Origin of the sequence: Prevotella sp. PTAC, from assembly GCF_013166535.1 — a bacterium.
Taxonomy (GTDB): Bacteria; Bacteroidota; Bacteroidia; order Bacteroidales; family Bacteroidaceae; genus Prevotella.
This window is the reverse complement of sequence record NZ_JABKKK010000004.1, coordinates 41,296-65,354: the sequence shown is the minus strand read 5'-3', so window position 1 is coordinate 65,354 and position 24,059 is coordinate 41,296. Positions and strand designations below refer to the sequence as shown.

Annotated in this window: 15 protein-coding genes; 8 read left to right on the top strand and 7 right to left on the bottom strand. The window is 49.4% G+C overall.

All coding sequences use genetic code 11. The annotated features are described in order from the left end of the window. Positions 1–194 precede the first annotated feature (194 nt). The 5 genes from HPS53_RS03915 to xyl3A all read left to right on the top strand — a co-directional run bounded on the left by HPS53_RS03915 (position 195) and on the right by xyl3A (position 12,071). Positions 195–3,458 (top strand): TonB-dependent receptor, encoded by a 3,264-nt coding sequence (locus HPS53_RS03915; protein WP_172204525.1) that lies wholly within the window; start codon positions 195–197, stop codon positions 3,456–3,458. Between the two features lie 16 nt (positions 3,459–3,474). Beyond that, on the top strand, positions 3,475–5,421 hold the full coding sequence (locus HPS53_RS03910; protein ID WP_172204523.1) for a RagB/SusD family nutrient uptake outer membrane protein: 1,947 nt from the start codon (positions 3,475–3,477) through the stop codon (positions 5,419–5,421). 27 nt (positions 5,422–5,448) lie between these two features. After that, positions 5,449–7,092 carry a DUF5123 domain-containing protein gene (locus tag HPS53_RS03905; protein WP_104370325.1) on the top strand — a complete coding sequence of 548 codons (1,644 nt, stop codon included), beginning with the start codon at positions 5,449–5,451 and terminating at the stop codon, positions 7,090–7,092. A 641-nt stretch (positions 7,093–7,733) separates the two neighbouring features. Continuing rightward, positions 7,734–9,413: a pectate lyase gene (locus HPS53_RS03900; protein ID WP_371741760.1), complete on the top strand. Its 1,680-nt coding sequence runs from the start codon at positions 7,734–7,736 to the stop codon at positions 9,411–9,413. A 15-nt stretch (positions 9,414–9,428) separates the two neighbouring features. Then, on the top strand, positions 9,429–12,071 hold the full coding sequence (xyl3A, locus tag HPS53_RS03895; protein ID WP_172204521.1) for a xylan 1,4-beta-xylosidase: 2,643 nt from the start codon (positions 9,429–9,431) through the stop codon (positions 12,069–12,071). Positions 12,072–12,410: 339 nt separating this feature from the next. Here xyl3A and HPS53_RS03890 read toward each other — a convergent pair whose 3' ends face one another. From HPS53_RS03890 to HPS53_RS03880, 3 genes are read right to left on the bottom strand one after another with little or no spacing between them, the layout of a single operon-like run. Then, the gene (locus tag HPS53_RS03890; RefSeq protein WP_172204518.1) at positions 12,411–13,817 is read right to left on the bottom strand and encodes a glycoside hydrolase family 57 protein; all 1,407 of its coding nucleotides are present in this window, start codon (positions 13,815–13,817) and stop codon (positions 12,411–12,413) included. Between the two features lie 31 nt (positions 13,818–13,848). Continuing rightward, the gene (locus HPS53_RS03885; protein WP_104370323.1) at positions 13,849–15,120 is read right to left on the bottom strand and encodes a glycosyltransferase family 4 protein; all 1,272 of its coding nucleotides are present in this window, start codon (positions 15,118–15,120) and stop codon (positions 13,849–13,851) included. Positions 15,121–15,135: 15 nt separating this feature from the next. Beyond that, positions 15,136–17,082 (bottom strand): glycogen debranching enzyme N-terminal domain-containing protein, encoded by a 1,947-nt coding sequence (locus tag HPS53_RS03880; protein ID WP_172204516.1) that lies wholly within the window; start codon positions 17,080–17,082, stop codon positions 15,136–15,138. A 255-nt stretch (positions 17,083–17,337) separates the two neighbouring features. On the opposite strand from HPS53_RS03880, the gene HPS53_RS03875 reads away from it, so the two are divergent. Next, positions 17,338–18,039 carry a Crp/Fnr family transcriptional regulator gene (locus tag HPS53_RS03875; protein WP_172204514.1) on the top strand — a complete coding sequence of 234 codons (702 nt, stop codon included), beginning with the start codon at positions 17,338–17,340 and terminating at the stop codon, positions 18,037–18,039. Between the two features lie 157 nt (positions 18,040–18,196). Here the strand turns inward: HPS53_RS03875 and HPS53_RS03870 are convergent, their stop codons facing one another. From HPS53_RS03870 to gap, 4 genes are all read right to left on the bottom strand, one after another. Then, positions 18,197–19,132 carry a diacylglycerol kinase family protein gene (locus HPS53_RS03870; protein ID WP_104370320.1) on the bottom strand — a complete coding sequence of 312 codons (936 nt, stop codon included), beginning with the start codon at positions 19,130–19,132 and terminating at the stop codon, positions 18,197–18,199. Positions 19,133–19,176: 44 nt separating this feature from the next. Next, positions 19,177–20,106, bottom strand: coding sequence for a tRNA (adenosine(37)-N6)-dimethylallyltransferase MiaA (gene miaA, locus HPS53_RS03865; RefSeq protein ID WP_104370319.1), 930 nt, complete (start codon positions 20,104–20,106; stop codon positions 19,177–19,179). Positions 20,107–20,126: 20 nt separating this feature from the next. Beyond that, on the bottom strand, positions 20,127–21,002 hold the full coding sequence (locus tag HPS53_RS03860; RefSeq protein ID WP_172204512.1) for a PD-(D/E)XK nuclease family transposase: 876 nt from the start codon (positions 21,000–21,002) through the stop codon (positions 20,127–20,129). Between the two features lie 214 nt (positions 21,003–21,216). Then, entirely contained in the window at positions 21,217–22,227 is a 1,011-nt protein-coding gene (gene gap / locus HPS53_RS03855) for a type I glyceraldehyde-3-phosphate dehydrogenase (RefSeq protein WP_104370317.1), read from the bottom strand. Positions 22,228–22,430: 203 nt separating this feature from the next. Here gap and mscL point away from each other — a divergent pair, with 203 nt between their 5' ends. Beyond that, entirely contained in the window at positions 22,431–22,859 is a 429-nt protein-coding gene (mscL, locus tag HPS53_RS03850) for a large-conductance mechanosensitive channel protein MscL (RefSeq protein ID WP_104370316.1), read from the top strand. Continuing rightward, positions 22,859–23,698, top strand: coding sequence for an alpha/beta hydrolase-fold protein (locus HPS53_RS03845; RefSeq protein WP_172204510.1), 840 nt, complete (start codon positions 22,859–22,861; stop codon positions 23,696–23,698). Before mscL ends, HPS53_RS03845 begins: the two co-directional genes overlap by 1 nt. The last annotated feature ends 361 nt before the right edge of the window (positions 23,699–24,059 follow it).

Sequence of the window (24,059 nt, the reverse complement as noted above, 5' to 3'; positions counted from 1 at the left end):
CCGTGAATAACAGCATACATGATTTGCGAAACAAAAGAAACCGTAAGGCAAAATCAAGACTAACGTAAAAATATAAGTATACCTATCGATAAAAAGAAACCGCCAACCACCCACAAAAGAAAGACCTGTTAAACCAAAACCAAATATAATTTAATCGTAAATATCAAACAATGTATAATTTAAAACACTAATTTATGTCTGAACAACTGAAGAAAATTCGAACGACGCTGATCCTCGCCATGTTGCTGTTGGCAGGGGCCATATCGGCGCAGACAGTAAAAATCACCGTAAAAGACACCAACGGTGAGGCTGTCATCGGAGCCAGCGTACTTGAAAAAGGCACGCGCAACGGCGGTATTACCGATTTCAACGGTATCTGCAACATCAAAGTCTCCGGCAAAAATCCCGTTGTCATATCATACATCGGAATGAAGACAAAGACCGTAGACGTGAAGGGAAAAAGCTCTGTAAACGTCACTCTTGAAGACGATGCCACAACACTGAACGATGTGGTTGTCATCGGCTACGGTACCGTGAGAAAGAAAGACCTTACCGGCGCTGTATCATCTGTAAGCGCCAAGCAAATCGAGAACATACCCGTAAGCAATATCAGCGAGGCCATGACAGGTAAGATGGCCGGTGTGAACATCACAACAACCGAAGGCTCACCAGATGCAGACGTAAAGATACGTGTGCGTGGGGGGGGGTCGCTCTCGCAAGACAACTCACCGCTTTATATCGTTGACGGCTTCCCCGTATCAAGCATCGGAGATATTGCCCCGAGCGAGATACAGAGCATCGACATCTTGAAAGACGCTTCTTCAACAGCCATTTATGGTGCGCGTGGAGCGAACGGTGTAATCATCGTGACAACAAAAAGCGGCAAAGAAGGAAAAACCCAGGTCAGCTTCAACGGTTCTTTGGGCTGGAAAAAGATTACAAAGACAGTCCATACGCTCAATCCTTACGACTTCGCCATGTACCAGTGGGAAAACAACAACGGAAGCACTGCATACGGAAATTTCGAGGACTTGGAGATTTGGAAATCTGTTGAAGGCACCGACTATCAGGATATACTTTTCGGACGCACCGGTTTACAGAAACAATATAACGTAAGTGTGAACGGCGGTTCGAAAGACTTGAAGTTCAACATCGGTTTTTCCCACATTGACGAGGAGAGCATAATGCTTGGCTCCGGCTTCGCAAAAAACAATGTCAACGCCAAACTCAACGCCAAACTCAACAAGTGGATGACACTCGACTTCAACGCACGACTGGCTTTCACCAAGCTGGACGGACTGAGCGGAGGTGCCGATACCAATGAGACAAACGCGGCAAACAGCCTTGTTGCCAATTCCGTGAACTACGAACCCATCAGCCAGTTGAAAGCAAGTGATGACGATGACGAAGAGAACAGTACATCTACACGCCGTACTCCATTGCAACGTATCACATCCACATACAAATACCAGGAACGCCTGCAACAGAATTACAACGCCGGCTTGAACTGGAAACCATTCAAACACTTCACGTTCCGCAGCGAATTCGGATACAGCTGGAGACACAACAACACCGACCAGGCATGGGCCGCCGACGCCGTGACGAACAATAAGTTCAGCGGCCAGGGCGCGCAAGACGGAAGACCCCAGCTTATGTTCACACGCCTGGAGCAGAAAGAATGGCGCAACGCCAACACCGTGACATACGATCACAACAAACTTTTCAACGGCCATGTACATCTTAACGTGCTGTTGGGCCATGAAGTGAGCAGCGTGGAGAAAACAAGCACCACCAATTACTCTGTCAACTTCCCCGCTTCAATGACCATAAACGAAATCCTCGCCAACCCGTCAAACGGTACATCGTTGAAGAATGAGCGTGTAATCTCGGCCGATGAGAATCTCCTTTCATATTTCGGCCGTATCAACTTCACACTCGACGAGAAGTATCTTGCCACGTTCACACTCCGTGCCGACGGTTCAAGCAAATTCGGGAAAGACAACCGTTGGGGAGTATTCCCATCCCTGGCTTTGGCCTGGCGCGTATCTGACGAGAAGTTCCTGGAGAGTTCCTCATCATGGTTGTCAAACCTTAAACTCCGCCTCAGCTTCGGTACGGCAGGTAACAACCGCATCAACTCAGGCCTGCTCACACCGCTTTACTCATCGCCGAGCGGCAGCGGAACCAAATACCCGTACTTCGACGAGACTCTCGGAGACATGCTCGAGCACGGTTCCAACCTCTACAACCCCGACCTGAAATGGGAAACCACCATCACACGAAACATCGGTATCGACTACGGTTTCCTCAAAGGACGAATCAACGGTACCATCGATTTGTACTGGAACACTACCAAAGACCTGCTAATGCGCTCGGTAATACCTTCGAATACCGGTTACGAATACCAGTACCAGAACTTCGGCAAGACTTCAAACAAGGGCGTTGAGTTCACTATGAACGCCGTTCTTGTGGACAAAAAGAAGTTCGGCCTCAACTTCAACTTCAACATTGCATACAACAAGAACAAGATTGACGAGCTCGCGATGGACAACCCCTGGCAGAGTTCAAACTGGGGTGGAAGCACCATCGCCAAATACGAAGACTTCCGCCTTGAAGAGGGCGGACGCCTCGGAGAGGTCTGGGGCTACAAGACAAACGGCTTCTTCACTGTTTACGACCCTGTGAGCAACCCGAACGGACAGCTCGTCCTCAACGGAAACTCATGGGCACTGCGCGACGGTATCAAAGACAACAGCGCCTCTATAACCGGCGGAACCCTCAAACCCGGCGGTCTGAGACTTGAAGTCGACGAGAACGGTAATCCGATAAAGCAGCGCCTCGGAAACACAATCCCCACCACAACCGGCGGTTTCGGATTTGACGGTCGCTTCCATAACTTCGACTTCAACGTGTTCTTCAACTACTCACTCGGCAACAAGGTTATCAATGCCACGAAACTCGCGAACGCCGGTTTCTACAACACCCGCAGATACCAGAACATCGTCGACGATTTCAGCATGGGCAACCGCTATACCAACATCGACCCGGCCAACGGCGTAAACCTTGGCAACCCAACCAACGCCACACTGGCGATATATGGCGGTGCCGAAGGATTGATAGCCCGACTGAACGAGATAAACGCCGGAGCCACTATCTACAACCCGTCTACCGCAAGCCGGATGGAACTCACGGACTATGCTGTCGAAGACGCATCATTCCTCCGTCTGCAAAACGTTACGGTTGGCTACACACTTCCCAAGAAGTGGGTTAAATCTATTTTCCTCACAAATGTACGCATCTATTTCACCGGTTACAACCTCCTCTGCATCACCGATTACAGCGGATACGACCCCGAAGTGGACACCAGCAGCAAGCGTAACCCGATGACTCCAGGTATCGACTATGCCGCCTATCCCAAGAGCCGTTCATTTGTTGGCGGTATAAACATCACATTTTAAATAAGAAGCAATAATTATGAAAAAGATATTTTCTATAATAGCATTGGCTGCCGGCATGGCGGGAATGTCTTCATGCTCCGACTTTCTCGATCAGAACTCCCCGTCTGAAATGACTGGTACGGCTGTATACAATAACACATACTACACAGGCCTCCGAGTGAACAAGCTCTACGGAGCGCTCGCGCAAGACCGCACTTACTCGCAGGACATCCCAATCAAATGGGGAACAAACAGTGACTGCGAGCTTGTAGACGGTCTCGGACAGAACGCCTACAACCAGACCCACTACCGCGGTGTTGGCAACTACAACGTGAACTCCGGTTTCAGTGCCCTCAACGGCTCATGGACCGCCTTGTACGGAATTATCGAAGACGCCAACCTCAATATCGAAGGCATCAGAAACAGCCCGCTCATGCGGAGCGAAGGCGAGAACAAACGAGCCATGAGACGCTATCTCGGCGAGAGCCTCACGCTGCGCGCCATGGTTTATTTCGACATGCTGCGCTATTGGGGAGACATACCATTGAACCTCACCCCGGCAAAGCATGACCTGAGCAACGCTTATAAACCGAAGACCGACCGTGACATCATCATGGACACGCTTATGCTCAACCTCGAAGAAGCCATTGAGTTGTTGCCGTGGGCGGGCGATGTCAGCGGCTACACGACAGAGCGCATGAACAAGGGATATGCCCACGCACTGCTCGCCCAGATAGCACTGACACGCGCCGGATACGCCATCCGCGAGAAGGCGAAAGACGGCTACGAGACCGCCGATTACACCGATGCCGTGTATCCCACGCAACGTCCCGGAGCAGCAGAGCGCAAGGCTCTGTATGAAAAAGCGCTGAAACATCTCACCGCCGTGATTACCGAAGGCCGCCACCAGCTCAACCCGTCGTTCGAAAACGAGTGGTATCTGCTCAACCAGCTGCAACTCGACCGGACCTATAAGGAGAATCTCTTTGAAATCCCTATGGGCGAGAACGCTACAGGAGAGCTCGGATATACCGTAGGCGTGCGCATGAACCAGCCCACCACCCTCTATGGCTACGGCAACTCATCGGGCGTGCTTAAAGTGACAGCTCCCCTGCTCTACTCTTACGACGAGAACGACACACGCCGCGACGTGACCGCTTCTTGCATGGAAATCCGCCAGAACAGCACAACCAACCTGACAGAAGAGCAGATGCTGAAAAACGCCCCCTTCGGTATGTATGTCGGCAAATGGGATCCGAGGAAAATGAGCCAGAAATGGCTTGAAAACAATAAGGCCGCGACAGGTAAGCACGCCACGGGCATCAACGTGGTGAAAATCCGCTATTCACAGGTGCTCCTTTACTATGCAGAGGTCATGAACGAACTGGCCGGCCCGGACGGAAGCTACACAGGAGATGCCGGTATCACCGCCCGCCAGGCTCTGGCGATGGTACACAACCGCGCCTTCAACAACGAGCATAAGGCCGACGCACAGCAATATATAGACAACATCCCGGCCAACAAGGACGCGCTCTTCAACGCCATCGTAGACGAGAACGCATGGGAATTTGCCGGCGAGGGTTACAGAAAGTTTGACCTCATCCGTTGGAATCTGCTCGTCGCCAAAATCCAGGAGTCCAAAGAAACGTACATGCGCCAACTCCAAGACGGCACATACCAGGAGACAGTATATTTCAACTACAAGGACGAGGCAAAGACACAGATAGACATGTCGAGCGTCACATGGCACGGACTGCCGGCCGACAAGACCCCAGCCGACTACGCCGGAAGTGCCGACTCATTCGGCAAGGCCGACCCGACATCAGGCAACGACACACAGGTAGACACCAACCTCCCGTCTATTTCGAGCGGACTCGTCGGTACAGACGTCACCGTCAAGAACCGTTACCTGATGCCTATCGGCGCTTCCACCATTTCCGCGTCAAACGGCATGTTGAGCAATTCTTACGGATATTCGAACTAAAAGGAAACATAACTTAAAGAATTTACGATGAAAAGAATAAACAATATATTAAGCATCGCTTTTGCCGGAGCATTGGGGCTCGGCATTACCGCCTGCACAGACGGAAACGACTGGGAGACTGACGGCTCGTTCAACCGACTGTTTGGAATAGACGGCAAGAACATCTCGGTGGAAGCCGAAGAGACACAGGCCACAGTCAGCTTCTCCACCATCCAAGGAGCCGAATACTATGTGATAGAGTTCAGCACCGACACTCTCTACGACGAGGTGGAGATGGGCGGCCCGAAAGCACTGGTCGTTGGAACGGACGGCAGCATCAAGAAGTCTCCCGTGACGGTGCAGGGACTTGCCGGCGACACCAAATACTACATGAGAATGAAAGCCATGGCTACCAACAAGCCCGACTCCAAATGGGTATATTACAGAGAAGGCAAGACCTTCAGGACAAAGGCCGAGCAAATATTCAACGAGATTCCGGCCGAAGACCGCAGCGAAGACCGCATACGCCTGAGCTGGATGCCGAATGCCGACGTGACATCCATCACCGTGAGACAAGACGAAGAGCTGTTAGACTCCATCATACTCACAGACACGGACAAGGCTGCCGGCGAATACACCGTGACAAACCTCGCACCGTCGAGCACATACGTGTTCACTATCTTCAACGGCGAGGCTAAGCGCGGACAGCTCACCGCCAGCACGACGGCCGCCATGCCTGCCGCCGACTTCAAGTACATGCTCGAAGAGGGAGTAGACGTCATAACCACCACCCTGCTCCAAGAGATAGCCCGGATGGCACAGGAAGCAGCCGGCAGCACCGCCAGCTACAGTGCCACAATAGGTATTCCGGCCAACACCACGATAGACATCCACGGCGTGTCCGATACCGACGGCAGCGCGACAAGCATCAAGATTCCCGACGGAATGTCAGTGACATTCTTCGGACTTGCCGGAGGCGACGCTCCCGTCATCAACCTGTCCAAGTCTATCGGCCTGGACGGCAGCCACGCGTTCGTCCGCTTCGAGAACGTGAAGGTTACCAACGGAGGATGCGACTATCTCATCAACCAGTCTGCCGGGTGCACCGTGGGCACGCTCGAATTCAAGGATTTCATGATGACCGACATGCCCCGCTCTCTCGTGCGCCTGCAAGGCGATACACCGAAGACCATAGAGAACCTCGTGATAGACAACTCCATCATACACAACGAGGGAGACGGATATGCGCTGATGTACTTCAACAACGCCGCATATACGGTAAGAAACATCGCCATCAAGAACTCTACGCTCAGCACGATGAAGCACAACGTGATACAATGTCCCAACGCAACGGTCGAGAAGATAGACATTGCAGACTGTACATTCTACGACATCATCGGCAGCGGAAGGTATTTCATCGACGCACAAGGCTCAAGCGTGACGACAAATGTCACCAACACGATATTCGCGAAGACAAACAACGAGAAAGCGAAAGGCATCCGCACCGACGGAACTACCAATTTCTCTAACTCTTACATGACTTCCGACTTCGTGCTGGCAGGCAACAAGTTCACCACGGACATGACGTTCGAGGGCACGGCCGACGACCTGTTTACCGACCCCGCCAACGGCGACTTTACCCTCAAAGCATTCATCAGCGCAGGCGACCCGCGCTGGTATGCGGCCGAGTAAGCATAATTACAAACAATGACAATGAGGAGGGAACCGCCATGCAAGCCGGCTCCCTCCTCTTTTTTATCCGAATGAAAAGTGCCTTGCCACTCTGTACCATGTTGGTTTCGTAATAAAAAAGTCACAAATTCAACACTTTCTTTTTTCGAGAAATAGAAAAACAACACGATACAGACGGCCATACACATCGCGATAGAATGTTCACGGATGTGCCATCATTTTTTATTTTTTTTGCAACGGGCATCCCGTTAGGTTGCATTTAGCGTCTCGTTGGAAGACAACGGGATACTCGTTGTCTTCCAACGAGACGCTAAATGCAACCTAACGAGGGCCTTATTGCAAGAAACAGAAAAGCATATATCTCCAGTATCGTGCGCCAATAAGCATATAACATTGATACACAATATGTTACATAAAACGCATTAAAACTTGCGTATTTGCGACCGGCATATTTATATTTTAAAACGAGCGAGTTTTAAACAGCATTTTGTAAAAATTATTCCGAGCACCTGCTACGACTCTGACAATCATTGTATTAAAAATATTCAAATAATGGCCGCACGGCAACCGCCCTTCCAATATTTTTTATTACCTTTACAACAATTAATGATAATATCAATCTAACCTATTTACTTAAAATCATGAGAATAGATAAAAGCATCATCATGGGTGTAATGTCACTCATGCTCACAACGGCGGCAATGCCGGCCGGAGCGGCCGACACAAAGGAGAAACTGCCGGCTTTCCCCGGAGCAGAGGGTTTCGGACGCTACACCACGGGCGGCCGTGGAGGCACTGTGTATCACGTGACCACGCTCGAGGACACAGGCCAGGAAGGCTCGTTCCGTTGGGCATGCGGCAGAAGCGGAAAGCGCACGATTGTATTCGACGTGTCGGGAACGATATATCTCAAATCACAGCTCAAGCTGAACCGCGGCGATGTGACCATAGCCGGACAGACGGCACCGGGCGACGGCATCTGCATCGCCGACTATCCGTTTCAGATCAGTGCCGACAACGTCATCATCCGCTATCTCCGCTTCCGTGTAGGTAACCGCCACGTAGACCAGCACGAGGGTGACGGACTCGGCGGAATGGACAAGAAAAACATTATCGTAGACCACTGCTCGGTGAGTTGGAGCGTGGATGAGTGCCTGTCGCTCTACGGATGCCACAACACCACGGTGCAGTGGTGCATAGCGTCGCACAGCATGGTGAACTCCGGACACTCGAAAGGCGCCCACGGATACGGCGGCAACTGGGGAGGAAGCGGGGCTTCATATCACCACAACCTCATGATTCACCACACGTCACGCACTCCGCGCCTCGGACCGCGCCCCGGCACCCAGACAGACGAGCGCATGGACATGCGCAACAACGTGATATACAACTGGGCCGGCGAGGGATGCTACGGTGGCGAGGGTATGAACGTGAACATCGTAAAAAACTACTACAAGCCAGGTCCCGGCACGGAGAGCCGCAACACCACCATACAACGACGGATAGCCAACATCGGCATACGCACATCATCGTATACCAAGCACGACACCGACAACCCCAACGAATGGGATATCATGTGGCGTGTGTGGGGAAAATTCTTTGTCGACGGCAACGTGAACCCAAAATACAGCGACGTGACGAAAGACAACTGGACATACGGCATATACAACCAGATCACGAACAGCAAGGTCGACAACACCTTCACACCGGTGACAAAGGACACGATGAGGATAAACACGCCCATAGACTTCGTCGCCGTTACGACACACACGGCCGAAGACGCTTACAGCCGGGTTCTCGACTATGCGGGATGCAGCAAGAGCCGCGACTCATACGACAATACACTGGCCGCCGATGCCCGCAACGGCAAGGCGACATACACAGGCTCGGGACTTGGAAAGGGATTTGTCAACAGCCAGGACGACTGCGGAGGATGGCCAGTGCTCAACGGTACCGAAGCGCCTAAGGATAGCGACGGCGACGGAATACCAGATGAGTGGGAAACGGCAAACGGCCTGAACCCCAACGACAAGACCGACGGCGCAAAGACTGCAGATAACGGATATACAAACCTTGAGAACTATCTAAACAGTCTCGTGGCCGACATCACCGAAGCACAGAACGCCGGCGGAACAATCATGGGATATGTAATAAACGAAGACGGGTCTTTATCAACCGGAATAGACAGCGTGATAAAGAACGTGGACACCGTATATGACAACAGAGTATACACCCTCGACGGACGCATGGCGGGAACGGACATCGAGACGTTGCCAAAAGGTATATATATCATCAATAAAAGAAAAGTTGTCATCAAATAACATACCGGAGTACGAATGAAAATACGGAATATTCTCACCGCACTGCTGACTACATGCGCCATGCACGCCGTAGCGCAGACACTACCCTACCGGGACACCAATCTGACTGCCGAACAACGGGCCGACGACCTTATAGGACGACTGACACTCACAGAGAAGGTTAAACTGATGAGAAACGGCTCGCCGGCAATACCGAGACTCGGCATCCCGCAGTTCGAATGGTGGAACGAGGCGCTGCACGGCGTGGGGCGCAACGGCTTCACAACCGTCTTCCCCATCACCATGGCCATGGCGTCGTCATGGGACGACGAGCTGCTCGAAAAGGTGTTCACCGCGGTGAGCGACGAGGCACGCGCCAAGAACAACGAGGCAAGAAAACGCGGCAGAATAGACAGATATCAGGGATTGTCTTTCTGGACGCCCAATATCAACATATTCCGCGACCCGAGGTGGGGACGCGGGCAAGAGACATACGGCGAAGACCCGTATCTGACGGAAAAGATGGGCCTGGCCGTGGTACGCGGACTGCAAGGCCCGGAAGACGCGCGACACCTCAAACTGCTTGCGTGCGCGAAGCACTTCGCCGTGCACAGCGGTCCGGAATGGAACCGCCACTCGTTCAACATCGAGAACCTGCCGGCACGCGACCTGTGGGAGACGTACATGCCGGCCTTCAAGGCTCTCGTGCAGAAAGGAAAAGTGGCCGAAGTGATGTGCGCCTACCAGCGGATAGACGGTGAGCCGTGTTGCGGAAGCGCCAGATACGAGCAGCAGATACTGCGCGACGAGTGGGGATTTGACGGGGTTATCACGAGCGACTGCGGAGCTATCGGCGACTTCTACAAGCCCGGACGCCACGGAGTGTCGAAAGACGCGGCATCGGCATCGGCAAAAGCCGTGCTTGCGGGCACCGACGTGGAGTGCGGAGCGGAATACAACAAACTGCCTGAGGCCGTGGAACGGGGAGACATCAGCGAGGCGGACATCGACCGCAGCCTGAAAAGGCTGCTCATGGCACGCATCGTGCTTGGAGACTTCGATCCGGAAGAAACCGTGGAATGGGCGAAAATCCCGTCGAGCGTGATAGCATGCAAGGAACACAAACAAATGGCACTCGACATGGCACGCAAAGGCACCGTGCTGCTGATGAACAAGAACGGAGCGCTGCCGTTGAACAAATACGGCTCCGGGATTGAGAACAGAGGCATGAAGAATAAAAAGGAGCGTGACGGTGCTTTCACATCGACAAACAGTTCTATCGTAGTCATGGGACCAAATGCCGCCGACTCGGTAATGATGTGGGGCAATTACAGCGGATTTCCCACACAGACGGTAACCGTGCTGCAAGGTATAAGAAACAAGGCCGGCAACGTAAAATATATAAGGGGATGCGGCCTGACACGAGGCGAGGTGCACGAAAGCCGTTTCGGCAACATCACATCACCCGACGGAAAACGGGGCATGAAAGCGACATACCGGAACAACACCGACCACAAGGGTGAGCCGGTGGCAACGGCATATCTCACAGAGCCAATAAACCTGAGCAACGGCGGAAACACGGTGTTTGCACCGGGAGTGAACCTGGAAAATTTCTCGGCCAGATATGAGGGCACATACACCGCCACGGAAAACGAGAAACTGCAAATCACCCTGCAATGCGACGACAGAGGCGTGCTGACGGTGAACGGAGACACTATCATAGACGTGGAGAAGCGAAGCGACAAACTCGGATACAAGACTACCGAGATTGACATCGTGGCAGGAAAACGCTATGACATCAAACTTGATTACACGCAGAGGTACGACATGGCTACACTGCAATTCGACATTGCGAGCAAGAGCAACCCCACACGTGAGAAACTACTTGCCGAGATAGGTGACGCAGGAACGGTGATTTTCGTAGGCGGAATATCTCCACGCCTCGAAGGGGAGGAAATGAGGGTTGACGAACCGGGCTTCAAAGGGGGCGACCGCACGAGCATCGAACTGCCACAGGTGCAGCGCGACATGCTCGCCATGCTTCACGAGGCAGGAAAGAAGGTTATATTCGTCAACTGCTCGGGCAGTGCCATGGCACTTGTACCTGAAAGCGAGCACTGCGACGCCATAATACAGGCCTGGTACGGAGGAGAGCGCGGCGGAGAGGCTGTGGCCGACATTATCTTCGGCGATTATAACCCGAGCGGCAAGCTGCCGGTGACCTTCTACAAGAACACCGACCAACTGCCTGATTTCGAAGACTACCGAATGGCCGGACGCACATACAGGTACTTCAAAGGCGAGCCCCTGTTCCCGTTCGGACACGGACTGAGCTACACCACGTTCGAGGCAGGCAAACCGTCGTACAACGCCAGAAAAGGCAAACTGACGGTGGAAATCAAAAACACCGGAGACCGTGACGGCGAGGAGGTGGTGCAGGTATACATGCGCAACACGGCCGACACAGAAGGTCCTATAAAGACCCTGCGGGCATACAAGCGCATAGGACTGAAAGCCGGCGAGAAGCAAACGGCCGTCATCGACCTGCCGAGAGAGAGTTTCGAAGGCTGGGACACCGCGACGAACACCATGCGGGTTGTACCGGGCAAGTACGAACTGATGGTAGGAAATTCAAGTGCCGATGACAAATTAAATACTATCATCGTGAAAATCAAATAAGGCGGCACCCATTATCAGGACATGTCAGCCGGAAATAAGCACGAATGTTTAAATCACCGATATGACTCTGTATGGAGCATATCGGTGATTTAAGTTTTATACACACCAGCCCGGTACCACCTACATTAACAAACATCACTCGGCCGAAAGTGTAAAATCACGACAGGCATGCCGCTTTTATCCCTCTCTGTATTTCACAATTAAAATGTACGGCTATGACTGGTGATATAAGAAGGAGTTTCAAATTAAAAAATTCAACTATGGCTATAAATAAAAAGGAGCGGCAATACCGCTCCTTTTTATTTATGTAATCAAATTAGAACATCCTACCGATGTTTTTCACTTCGTCGTATCTTCTGCCTTAATTGCTTCCTTTTTTACCGCCGGTTTCTTGGCTGCGGCTTTCCTGACAGTTGCTTTCTTTTCTGACTTTACCTTTATCTCGGCCGCTTCCATCTTGGCTAACTTTGTCTTCAAACGGCTGATTTCCTTATCTTTCATCTCAATCTCATCGCCCTGGTTCTTGATTGTCGTGAGCAGACTGTTAAGTTCTTCATTATCTATCTCCTCCGGATAGAGACTGTTCACGCGGTTGATGAAGTCGCCAAGGATGTTCATATAGTTGGTGAAAGCATCGAAGGGATCGCTGTATATGCCACGGTCGAGCCCCACGTTAGACGGCTTTGTAGTCATGAAACGGAAGTTATTGCTTGCCTGCAAGTAGTCCCAATCCTGATTTACACGAGGATCCCGGGCGATGCGTACACGATCGGCGATGCTGTACAACTTGTTGAACGCCTCACGCTGCATGGCATTTCCCAGCCAGCAACTGACATCGCGCTCCTCGTCTACCCATGACAATGTATCGGGAACATCCAAATTCCCTACACTCTTCGTCATCTTGCAAATTTCCGTAGGAGTGGAGAACGTGATGCCTTTCTCACGCGCACATCCAGGAATGGCACGCAGGAATTCAAGTATATTGGATGAAAGCGGCTGGGCGATACCGAGTGCCGAGAGTTCCATGAAGATGTTTATCACCTGCTCCTCCTGCGGCAAAGAGGCTATACGGTTAACGTATGTATCGGCAAACAACGGATAACCGGGCCAATCGGTATTGCTGAACCGCAAAGAAATATCATCGCTCAACTCTACATCGCGGAGCAGAAGTTTAAGGCTCGGGGCTATGTTGCAGTTATATACATAGTGCGATGACTTCCAACCGAGCACGTGCTTGGCACCCTCGGTGAGCATTCCCGTGAAACCCATGGCCGCCACCTGCCCGCCTATATCATCGCTATATATGAGCGATGAGTTGCGAAGTACGGTCGGTTTCTTCCCGAAATACTCTTCTATTTTCCCACATTGCTTTTTCACGTCGGCAACAAATGTCTCCTCATTCGCCAATGATGACAGTCCGTGGGAATACGGCTCAGCAAGAAACTCCACACATCCGGTATCGTTAAGCTCCTGCAACTTATCGAGAACCTGCGGCGCATGCATCTCCAACTGCTCTATACCGACACCCGAAAGAGAAAAGGCAACCTTGAAATACCGGTCGTTCTCCTTTATCATTTGAAGAAGAGTATTCAATGCCGGCATATAAGAACGCTCCGCAATATCACTTATGCTACGCTCGTTCTCATAATCGTCATAGTAGTAATGGTCCGTACCTATGTCAAAGAAACGGTACCTTTTGAGATGGATTATCTGATGTATCTCAAAGTATAGACATATTGTTTTCATAATTGTTTCTGTATTTCTGTTTATCGTTATTTCATTGTCTGGTTCCCAATGTGCGCTCATACAGCTCACGTATCCACAGGCCTACTTTCTCCCATGTTATCTGGTCAACCTCACGCTTACCCTCTTCTTTCAAGTATTTGAAGAGGCTGTCGTTGGCACAGATAGAGTAAATGGCATCGGCAAGGGCATGTATGTCCCAATAATCAACCTTTATGCAGTTGGTAAGAATCTCGGCACATCCGCTCTGTTTAGATATGATAGAGGGTGTACCGCACTGCATCGCTTCAAGGGGCGATATGCCGAAAGGCTCACTTACAGACGGCATCACATATACATCCGAGTCTTTCAGGCATTCGTATACCTGCTTGCCGCGCATAAATCCCGGGAAATGGAAACGGTCGGCGATACCGCGTTCGGCAGCAAGATGAATCATGGCGTTCATCATATCGCCCGAGCCGGCCATACAGAAACGAACGTTTCGTGTGCGGTGGAGCACCATATTGGCCGCCTCCACGAAGTACTCCGGACCTTTCTGCATGGTAATCCTACCAAGGAAAGTGACAACCTTGTCCTTATTGGTATGATCCGGACGCGGAATATCCGCATATTCCTGTTTCAACGGATAAACAGCATTATGAACCGTGAAGCATTTACGCGGATCCTGATGATACTGATTGATGACTGTCTGGCGTGTAAGCTCACTCACACACATTATGCAATCGGCCCAATCCATACCGTTCTTTTCTATCGAATAAACAGTGGGGTTAACCTGCCCGCGGCTTCTATCAAAGTCTGTGGCATGCACATGGATACAAAGGGGTTTCCCGCTAACCTGCTTCGCGTGTATACCGGCAGGATAAGTAAGCCAGTCATGGGCATGTATTATGTCAAAATCCTCGGCACGGGCAACCACACCTGCTATTATCGAGTAGTTGTTTATCTCTTCATGCAGATTTGACGGATATCCGCCGGCAAACTCCATGCAACCGAGATCGTTCACGTTCATATAGTTGAAATCGGCATAAATATTGTCACGCAACTTATAATAAAGTTCCGGAGACATTATATTCCCCACACGATTTCTTACATATTCATAGTCTACATCACGCCAGGCTATCGGCACTGCGTTCATCGCCAAAATATTGGCGGCACTTCTGTCTTCATCGCCCCAAGGCTTTGGCAGACACAAAGTAATATCCATATCACCCTGGGCATGCAGCCCTTCTGTTATTCCGTAATTGGCCGTGGCGAGTCCGCCGTATACATGAGGGGGATATTCCCAACCAAACATTAATACTTTCATAGTCTTATCCTCCCTTTATTTCTGGTATGTGTATTTCTCAAGAAGTTTCAATGTACGCAATATCTCGGCGACATTCATGGCAAAAGACATGCCTCCACGGCCATGGAACGGCGGATTACCGTCAAACAACTCAGATATGGTGCCAAGGGCATGATAGTTCATCTCATCTTCATATCCGACCATCTGACGCTCAATGAAACGCAAGCGCGTGCGCTTATAAAGTTTCAGACACGCTTCCATATAAAAGCCGCCAAGCCACGGCCATGCCGTACCCTGATGGTAAGCATAGTCACGTTGTGTCTGCGCACCTACATACATAGGGTTATACCCGCCACTCTTAGGAGACAAGGAGCGAAGACCTTTCGGAGTAAGCAACTCACGTGTGCAGACATCAAGCACGCTTTTCTTCTGGTCCTGGTTCAACGGCGAATAATCGAACGCCACGGCGAATATCATATTCGGACGCACGCTCCAATCCATCATATTGCCATCCACGTAGTCAAGAAGGTATCCGTATTCGTTAAGGAATGTATCGACAAATGATGTCTTACACAACTCCGCCCTTTCTTCGAGCGACTTTACGGCACCTTCCTTTCCTGCCTCAGCGGCTATTGCCGCACAGAACTTCAAAGCATTATACCATAAAGCGTTAAATTCGACGATATATCCGGTACGAGGAACAACCGGACGGCCGTTTGCCGTAGAGTTCATCCACGTCACAGCACGGTCACGGCCGTTGCTATACAGCAGGCCATTATCGTCAAGACGCAGATTAGGATGCTTTCCTTCTATTATATACCTGATAATGTCTTGAAGCAGTTTGCCATACATTGCGATGAATTTCTCAGCTCCGGCAGCTTTGCGATACTGCTGAATAGCCCATACAGCCCATAACAATACATCAGGTTGCTCCATCTCATAGATATTCACCGTCAACGGTTTATCTTCCATAAACTCACGCAGTGCCTTCTCCGCTGTATTCATCACGAGTTCGAATTTATCCTGTTCGTCAATCGCAAGCGTCAGTCCAGGCAAAGAGACAAACGTATCTCTGGCCCGACTCTTAAACCAAGGGTATCCGGACAGGAAATAACGCTCGTTCCCTTTTTCATTATAGAACTGGTGAGCCGCATTCACCAGACAGTGAAAGAAATTATCACGCGGTGACCGTTTCTCAACTTCGTAATCAAACAACTTCTTCAATCCGCTCGTACGGATAGACGAAGTGGACGCGGCAAAAACAATCGTCTCGCCTTTCTTTATCGGCATCTCGAAGTATCCGGGCACATACAGGTCCTCATTTGAGGCATAACCGCGTTCCTGCTCTTTGGGATACTCCACTCCACGATACCAGTCTGGCTGGAAAACAAACTCATTCTTCTTGCTGAACTGCATATACAAATCAGGATATCCGCAATACATGCACGTCTTGATACCGTTGTCTATCAGATGATACTCGCGGCTGGCAGTAGAATTCTCATGTGTAAACTGCCTTACGCTCCGGAACGCAAGGAACGGCCTGAAACGCAATGTCGTTGCCGAATGAGCGTCAACAAGGGTATAACGCAACAATATACGATCCTCATGATGTTGGAAGACAACCTCTTTCTTCAACAACACTCCACCGACACGATACAAGGTTGTAGGCACTTTGTCACAGTCAAACTCACGAATGTACTTGTGACCTTTCGGACTGTAATTATTTCCTTGATACTTATGAAGTCCGAGATTGAACTCCGCCCCATGCTGAATTACCGTGACATCAAGTGAAGACAGCAGCACATGGTTCTCATCGTCAAGCTCCGGTACGGGCACGACAAGCAGGCCATGATATTTGCGTGTATTACAATCCGCCAACGTCGAACACGAATAAGCGCCCGACCGATTGGTTCTCAGCAATTCACGACGTAGAGACTCTTCCAAGTTGGTCATTACAGCTTTCTCAAATCGTAAATAACTCATAGTTCCTATATTAAGGTTTTTAATTCATTAGTTAGCATCCGCTTTTATCTTATATTTATTGCTGAACAATCCGTACAAATTGTCTCACAAATCATTTCCAAAATTAAGAAATTTCATCGGCATTACAAAACAAAAACAGTAATATTTAATAAAAGCATACTTTTTTACATACCATGTAATACATTTCACATAAGATTATACTGTTTTATAGGTTTTTTTGCTATTTTTGCACTAAGGATATAAACCCCAATAGCCATGAACAGAAACATAAACACAGTAAAAACTGATATTGCAAAATCAATATCGGTTTTGTGGGATCCGCTTACCGACAAACAACGCAATTTTTTATTAGACAACATTGAAATAAGGATATTCCCGAAAAACGAACCTATATACAAGGAAAACGAACGCCCGGAATACATCATGTGCCTGCTGAAAGGCAAAGTCAAGGTTTTTATTGAGTGCAACAACCATAATCAGATCGTAAGAATAATCGGTGAAAAAGGCTTTTTCGGATACAGAGCGGCATTTGCCGATGAGAATTATATAACAGGAGCTTCCGCATTTGAAGACTCAACCGTGTGTATGATACCGATTAAAGTCATAAAAAAATTAATATCCGAGAATACCGTTCTGTCTCTTTATTTCATAAAAGAACTGTCAATGATGCTTGGCGCTGCCGACATGCGGACTATAAGCCTTACAAAAAAACATGTCCGTGCCAGACTTGCGGAGTCTCTGCTTTTTCTCAAAGAGAAATACGGCATAGAAGAAGACGGAAGCACACTGAGCATCAACCCGAGCAGAGAAGACCTCGCAAACATGTCAAACATGACCACAAGCAATGCTATCCGCACCCTGTCCGCTTTCGCTTCCGAGTGCCTTATTGCCACCGACGGCCGCAAAATAAAGATTATCAACGAGACCAAACTGCAAAACATATCGAAAAAGGGATGACTCCAGCCATACAATAGGCATAACCACCTGGCTGACAACAGACATTTTTCATCCTGAGACAAAAAACATACAAACTGCCGGTAAGAAACAGACAGGCCGGTGGAAACAGTACAGATGCCGATATAAAAGCATTTGTACCAATCATAATAATATCTTATCAGTCAGGAATAAGGAAGTTTATCAATTCCTGTTCCACACTTATCCTATACTCCCCGACCGGTGTTTTCATCAATCTTCCATCTATACCAACCATCGCATGCTTCGCCTCACGCACAATAACCTCACGAGTGCGATAAGGATGGACACAACGATGATTAAGGAAACGCCCTGTAACAAGAAGCCACAAACCACCAATCAATTGGACAACCTCCGGATGATAGACCACAGAAACATCAAGCAGACCGTTGTATGGCACGGCATTGGGTGTCTGTCCGTATCCCGGACCGCTTCCCACACATATCGTCATGACCCTTCTCTTTATTACATCCGAATTTATTTTCACATCCACCTTATAATCAAGACGATGGAAAACCATTAACACCAAAGAGACAAAAAACGACAGGGTACGCGATCCAAGCAGACTGCGGGTCTGACGCCGCAGATTCATTATATCGGCAATAAGACCTATGTTCACACAATTCAGGAAATAGCGGTGACATTTCTCTCCCCTCTTGTTCGTATAACGTATGCATCCAAGGTCTATTCTCCTCACCCTATGCTTGACGAGCCAGTCTATAGTCTGCACGATATTGCTTTCCTTGAAGTTCCAGAACCGTGCGAAATCATTCACCACACCGTTAGGGATAACACCGAGAACTATCCCGTCCCTTACATTCTTTTCCTCCATCATGAGACAGTTCACAGCATCATTAAGCGCAGAGTCTCCACCGACAATGATTATTGTCTTGTATCCGTTGTGTATCAGCATACGCATCAGCCGTTCCACGCTATCCGTATTCTCACTTTGAACAAAATCATAAAGCACACCGCGCTCATCAAGAGCACGACGCACTTTTTCCCATTGCCTGCGTCTGCGGTTTATTCCTTTCTTGGGACAATAAAGTATTCCCCATCTTGATGCTTCAACTGCCATTATCGTATTTTCTATTGAAATATTATCGTTTCATCCAAACGGATTTACCATCCGCCCATCAATTGTTTTATCTCTTCAAACTTCTTATCCAAAGACAATGTTGAGTTTATCCAATGAATATTTATCCCTCTGCGCTCCATCCCCCTGAACCATGTCATCTGCCGTTTGGCAAACTGATGGATGGCTATCTCCAACCGCCCGTACATCTCATCATAAGAAAGTTTTCCTATTATGTATTCCGTCACGAACTTATATTCGAGACCGTAATAAATAAGGTCATCCGCCGGTATTCCGCTATCGAGCAACGCCCTTATCTCATCCACCATCCCCTCTTCGAGCCGGCTTTTTAGCCGCGCGGAGATTTTCCTTCTCCGCTCCTCACGCTCTATGTCTATACCTATAACCAAAGAGTCTATCGACGGCATCATGGCCGCAGCTGTCGGGTTTTCTCCGTTGAATGTCTCTATCTCTATTGCCCTGATCGCCCTCTTTGCCGTATCCACATCCGTGGTATTGTGCATGTTCGAGCCGTTCCTTTGCTTCAACTCTATCAGTATTGCGGTCAGTTCTCCAAGCGTCTTGCCTTCAAGCGACATTCTGAGAGTCTTGTTTTCCGGTACCGAGGCCAGTCTGTATCCTTTGAGCACGGATTCTATATACAGCCCCGTGCCGCCGCAAAGTATCGGCAAAACACCCCGAGCCGTAATATCATCATAGGCTTTCAAGAAGTCGTGTTGATACTGAAACAGGTTATATTTTGTCCCAGGCTCGGCTATATCAATCAGATGATACGGCACTTTTCTTCCATCTACGACATAGTCGGCAATATCTTTTCCTGTCCCTATGTCCATCCGCCTGTAAACCTGACGACTGTCTCCACTTATGATCTCGGCTCCTGTATCCGCGGCAAGCGCGGCGGCAAGCGCAGTCTTTCCGCTGGCCGTGGGCCCGAGTATAGTTATGAGTTTATTCATTATTCCGTTTCCCAGAGATACTATAATGCGGATATATCACTTTCATTCAGTCCTGTCACTCCGGCAATCGTCACCGTGTCTATACCCAAAACTTTCATCTTTCTGGCTATTTCCAACTTTTCCTTAATACGCCCCCGGGCTTCCCCTTCCGCTCTTCCCTCGGCTCTACCTTCCGCACGCTCTGTTGTTATATTGTCACGCAATATAACGATATTGTCAAGGTGTCTGTAATAAGCGGCAAGTTCGTCTTTTGTCATGCGATCAAGCAATAGCCGTTGCCTTGCCTCATCAAGTCCTGGAGCGTTAGACTTTTCAGGAATATTTCCTGTATTCAGATAGTATATCCATTCTTCGAGCGGTGTCTTGGCCATCCTGTTAAAGTCGTTCACCTTTAATATATAGTATTCGGGGAAAAGTTTGCTCACCGTATCGACTTTAAACTTTTCCGCCTGAAACGGCGACAGTTGCAAGATATCATTGTCGTGCATTCCCCTGAACCCCGTAGTTCCGTGATAGGCATAGTCCGACCCGTGCCCGAGCGAGAAATAAACAATGTTCACACTATATATCTTTCTCACATTCTGATAGTCCTCTCCGCGCTTGATATATTCAGTCACAAGCTTAGACGTGCCGAAAAGCATGCGTTGAAAATACGCGAACTCATTATTGTTCTGCACTTCAACCAATATCAGTTCGCCCTTCGAATTTTCGGCCAACATATCCACACGATTATACTTATCGTATTCTTCCTCCTGATTGCTTTCGCTTTCAAGCATGTGCCGAATGGTTATCTTTTCTTCGAGCAGTGTTGTCAACAATCCTTCGAGAACTCCGAAATTGGCTTTGTTGCGGAGCATACGCTTCATAGCCCAGTCAAATCGTATATAGTCTGCCATAAATCTGTGGGTATTTTTACGTTGGCTAAGATATAAATTTTACATGAAACGACCAAATGCTTTTTGTGTTTTTTGCTACATAGCACAGATTAAAGCCATGCCGTCAGCAGACAGAAGAACACGACAGGACTTGCCCCTATCGGCATTTGCATGAAAAAGCCGCCCGACTATACGTCGGACGGCTCCATTATCGTATTAGAACGTGATAAATGAATTATCCGTTAACCTTCTTCATGTGTGCGATGAGTTCGAGAACCTTGTTAGAGTAACCGATCTCGTTGTCATACCAAGACACAACCTTAACAAACGTATCTGTCAAAGCTATACCTGCCTTGGCGTCGAAGATAGAGGTACGTGTGTCACCGAGGAAGTCTGAAGAAACCACGGCATCTTCCGTGTAACCCAGTACACCTTTCAGTTCACCCTCTGAAGCCTCTTTCATAGCCTCGCAGATCTCAGCGTATGTAGCGGGCTTAGCCAGGTTTACAGTCAGGTCGACAACAGAAACGTCCAAAGTAGGAACGCGCATTGACATACCTGTCAGCTTACCGTTCAGTTCGGGAATAACCTTACCCACGGCCTTGGCAGCACCTGTTGAAGAGGGGATGATGTTGCCTGAAGCGGCACGGCCACCACGCCAGTCTTTCAAAGACGGGCCGTCAACGGTCTTCTGTGTAGCAGTTGTAGAGTGAACGGTTGTCATCAGACCGTCTGTGATACCGAACTTGTCGTTCAGAACCTTGGCGATCGGAGCCAAGCAGTTCGTTGTGCAAGATGCGTTTGAAACGAACTGTGTACCCTTCTCATACTTGTCGAAGTTCACACCGCATACGAACATCGGGGTAGCGTCCTTTGAGGGAGCAGACATAACAACGTACTTAGCGCCGGCCTCAATGTGAGCCTGTGCCTTCTCCTGTGTCAGGAAGAGACCTGTTGACTCAACTACATATTCAGCCTCAACCTCGTTCCACTTCAAGTCAGCCGGGTTGCGCTCTGCAGTAACACGGATTTCCTTACCGTTAACAATCAGTTTGCTGTTCTCCACGTCAGCCTCGATGGTGCCGTCGAACTGGCCGTGCATGGTGTCATACTTCAACATGTAAGCCAGGTAGTCTACCGGGCAGAGGTCATTGATACCTACAACCTGAATGTCATCGCGAGTCTGAGCTGCGCGGAAAACGAAACGACCGATACGGCCAAATCCGTTAATACCAATCTTAATCATAATTACTTTTTATTATTTTAATAATGGGTTATAATATTTCGTATTCTATATGTAATGCCAGCAAAAGTACACATTACGGCCTGCCATCGCCGCAAGTGAAATATCTTTTATGCACATTTTCTCCTTAACGACCGCAAAGTTACAATTTTTTTTCTAATTTTGTGGCAGAAACCAGTATTAAATAATATAAAAATCAAAAAACAATGAGCAAATTTTTAAATGAATTCAAAGAGTTTGCCGTAAGGGGAAATGCTGTCGATATGGCTGTCGGTGTGATTATCGGCGGGGCGTTCGGCAAGATTGTCACATCCATCGTGAACGACATCATCATGCCACCGATAGGATGGCTGATCGGAGGTGTGAAGTTTACAGACCTCAAAATGGAACTGCCGGGAGTGGATCTCGGCATGGAAAAGCTCGAACCCGTGACCATCAACTACGGTAATTTCCTGCAAACAACGTTCGATTTCATCATCATAGCTTTCTGCGTTTTCATGCTCGTAAGGGGTATAAAGAAACTCACCGAGAAGAAAAACGAAGAGCCGGCAACGCCCGCCGCCACTCCGGCGCCGTCGGCGGAAGAGAAACTGCTGAGCGAAATTCGTGACCTGCTCAAAGAGAAACAAGGCTGATGAGAATTCCGGCTTTCATAAGACGGCTCACGGCCTGCATAGCGTTATGCGCCACATGCCTCACCACCGCTGCCCAGAGCGGGCAACTGGCTGCCATGCGCAACACCGTGGCAGACAGCTATAACTTCTGGTTATATGCCCCGAGAGAATATGTGGCCGAGCGCCGGCGCATCCCGCTGATAATATTCCTGCACGGAGCGAGCCTGTGCGGCAACAACATGCAGAAAGTCCGCCGCTACGGACTGCTGCATGCTATCGAGAAAGGCCGTTACTACCCGGCCATGGTTGTAGCTCCGCAAAATCCGGGAGGAGCATGGAACCCGAAGAAGATAGCCGGAATACTCGACTGGGTGACACAGCACCACGACGTAGACACCACACGGGTATACGTGATCGGAATGAGCCTCGGCGGCTACGGCACCCTCGACTTCGCTGGAACTTACCCCGACAGGGTGGCGGCGGCCATGGCTCTGTGCGGCGGCAGCACACTGAGGGATTTCGAAGGACTTGGACGCATTCCGCTGTGGATCCTGCACGGCACGGCCGACCGTGCCGTACCCGTAAGCCAGTCGAAGACAGTGGTTGAGTCGATAAAGAAATCCGGAAATGACCGACTTCTGCGCTACGACTGGCTGAAAGGAGCGTCGCACGGTGACCTGGCGCGTATCCTATACCTCAAACAGACATACGACTGGTTGTTCTCTCACTCGCTAAACGACAATCCGAGGGAGACAGACAAGGATATAACCATATCCCTGCCCGACCTGAAAACGGCATACGAAGATCTCTCACCCGAGGAAACCAGATTTGACATGGTGAAGGAAATAAAACCCAGATAAATATTTACAAAAGGTCGTTTATATTTCGATTTTTTTCGAGATACAAATCCCACGGCCGTAAATATCGCCGTATTCGGATTTTTACACAACAACCTGTGTTTCAACCCCATACATCAGACTATTCACTTTTAGCGATTAAATCCGCACACATACTTTCCCGTTTTTTTCGCAACGAGACGCTAATTGGCTTGCGTTTAGCCGCCCGTTGTATCGCAACGGGCGGCTAAACGCAAGCCAATTAACGTCCCAATGCGCTCCAACGAGCGTCCCGTTGCAATAAACCACCCTTTTTCCCGTTTAAAAATCAAGCCACTATCGCATTCTATACAGTGTTGCGTATCGTGCCGCACGCTCTGGTTTG

Bases quoted from the DNA above. Each gene is read 5' to 3' on its own strand.
- gap (WP_104370317.1), bottom strand. From the start codon at position 22,227: ATGATTAAGATTGGTATTAACGGATTTGGCCGTATCGGTCGTTTCGTT.
- HPS53_RS03845 (WP_172204510.1), top strand. From the start codon at position 22,859: ATGAGAATTCCGGCTTTCATAAGACGGCTCACGGCCTGCATAGCGTTA.
- HPS53_RS03860 (WP_172204512.1), bottom strand. From the start codon at position 21,002: ATGGCAGACTATATACGATTTGACTGGGCTATGAAGCGTATGCTCCGC.
- HPS53_RS03885 (WP_104370323.1), bottom strand. From the start codon at position 15,120: ATGAAAGTATTAATGTTTGGTTGGGAATATCCCCCTCATGTATACGGC.
- mscL (WP_104370316.1), top strand. From the start codon at position 22,431: ATGAGCAAATTTTTAAATGAATTCAAAGAGTTTGCCGTAAGGGGAAAT.
- HPS53_RS03890 (WP_172204518.1), bottom strand. From the start codon at position 13,817: ATGAAAACAATATGTCTATACTTTGAGATACATCAGATAATCCATCTC.
- HPS53_RS03900 (WP_371741760.1), top strand. From the start codon at position 7,734: ATGAGAATAGATAAAAGCATCATCATGGGTGTAATGTCACTCATGCTC.
- HPS53_RS03875 (WP_172204514.1), top strand. From the start codon at position 17,338: ATGAACAGAAACATAAACACAGTAAAAACTGATATTGCAAAATCAATA.
- HPS53_RS03880 (WP_172204516.1), bottom strand. From the start codon at position 17,082: ATGAGTTATTTACGATTTGAGAAAGCTGTAATGACCAACTTGGAAGAG.
- HPS53_RS03905 (WP_104370325.1), top strand. From the start codon at position 5,449: ATGAAAAGAATAAACAATATATTAAGCATCGCTTTTGCCGGAGCATTG.
- HPS53_RS03870 (WP_104370320.1), bottom strand. From the start codon at position 19,132: ATGGCAGTTGAAGCATCAAGATGGGGAATACTTTATTGTCCCAAGAAA.
- miaA (WP_104370319.1), bottom strand. From the start codon at position 20,106: ATGAATAAACTCATAACTATACTCGGGCCCACGGCCAGCGGAAAGACT.
- HPS53_RS03915 (WP_172204525.1), top strand. From the start codon at position 195: ATGTCTGAACAACTGAAGAAAATTCGAACGACGCTGATCCTCGCCATG.
- xyl3A (WP_172204521.1), top strand. From the start codon at position 9,429: ATGAAAATACGGAATATTCTCACCGCACTGCTGACTACATGCGCCATG.
- HPS53_RS03910 (WP_172204523.1), top strand. From the start codon at position 3,475: ATGAAAAAGATATTTTCTATAATAGCATTGGCTGCCGGCATGGCGGGA.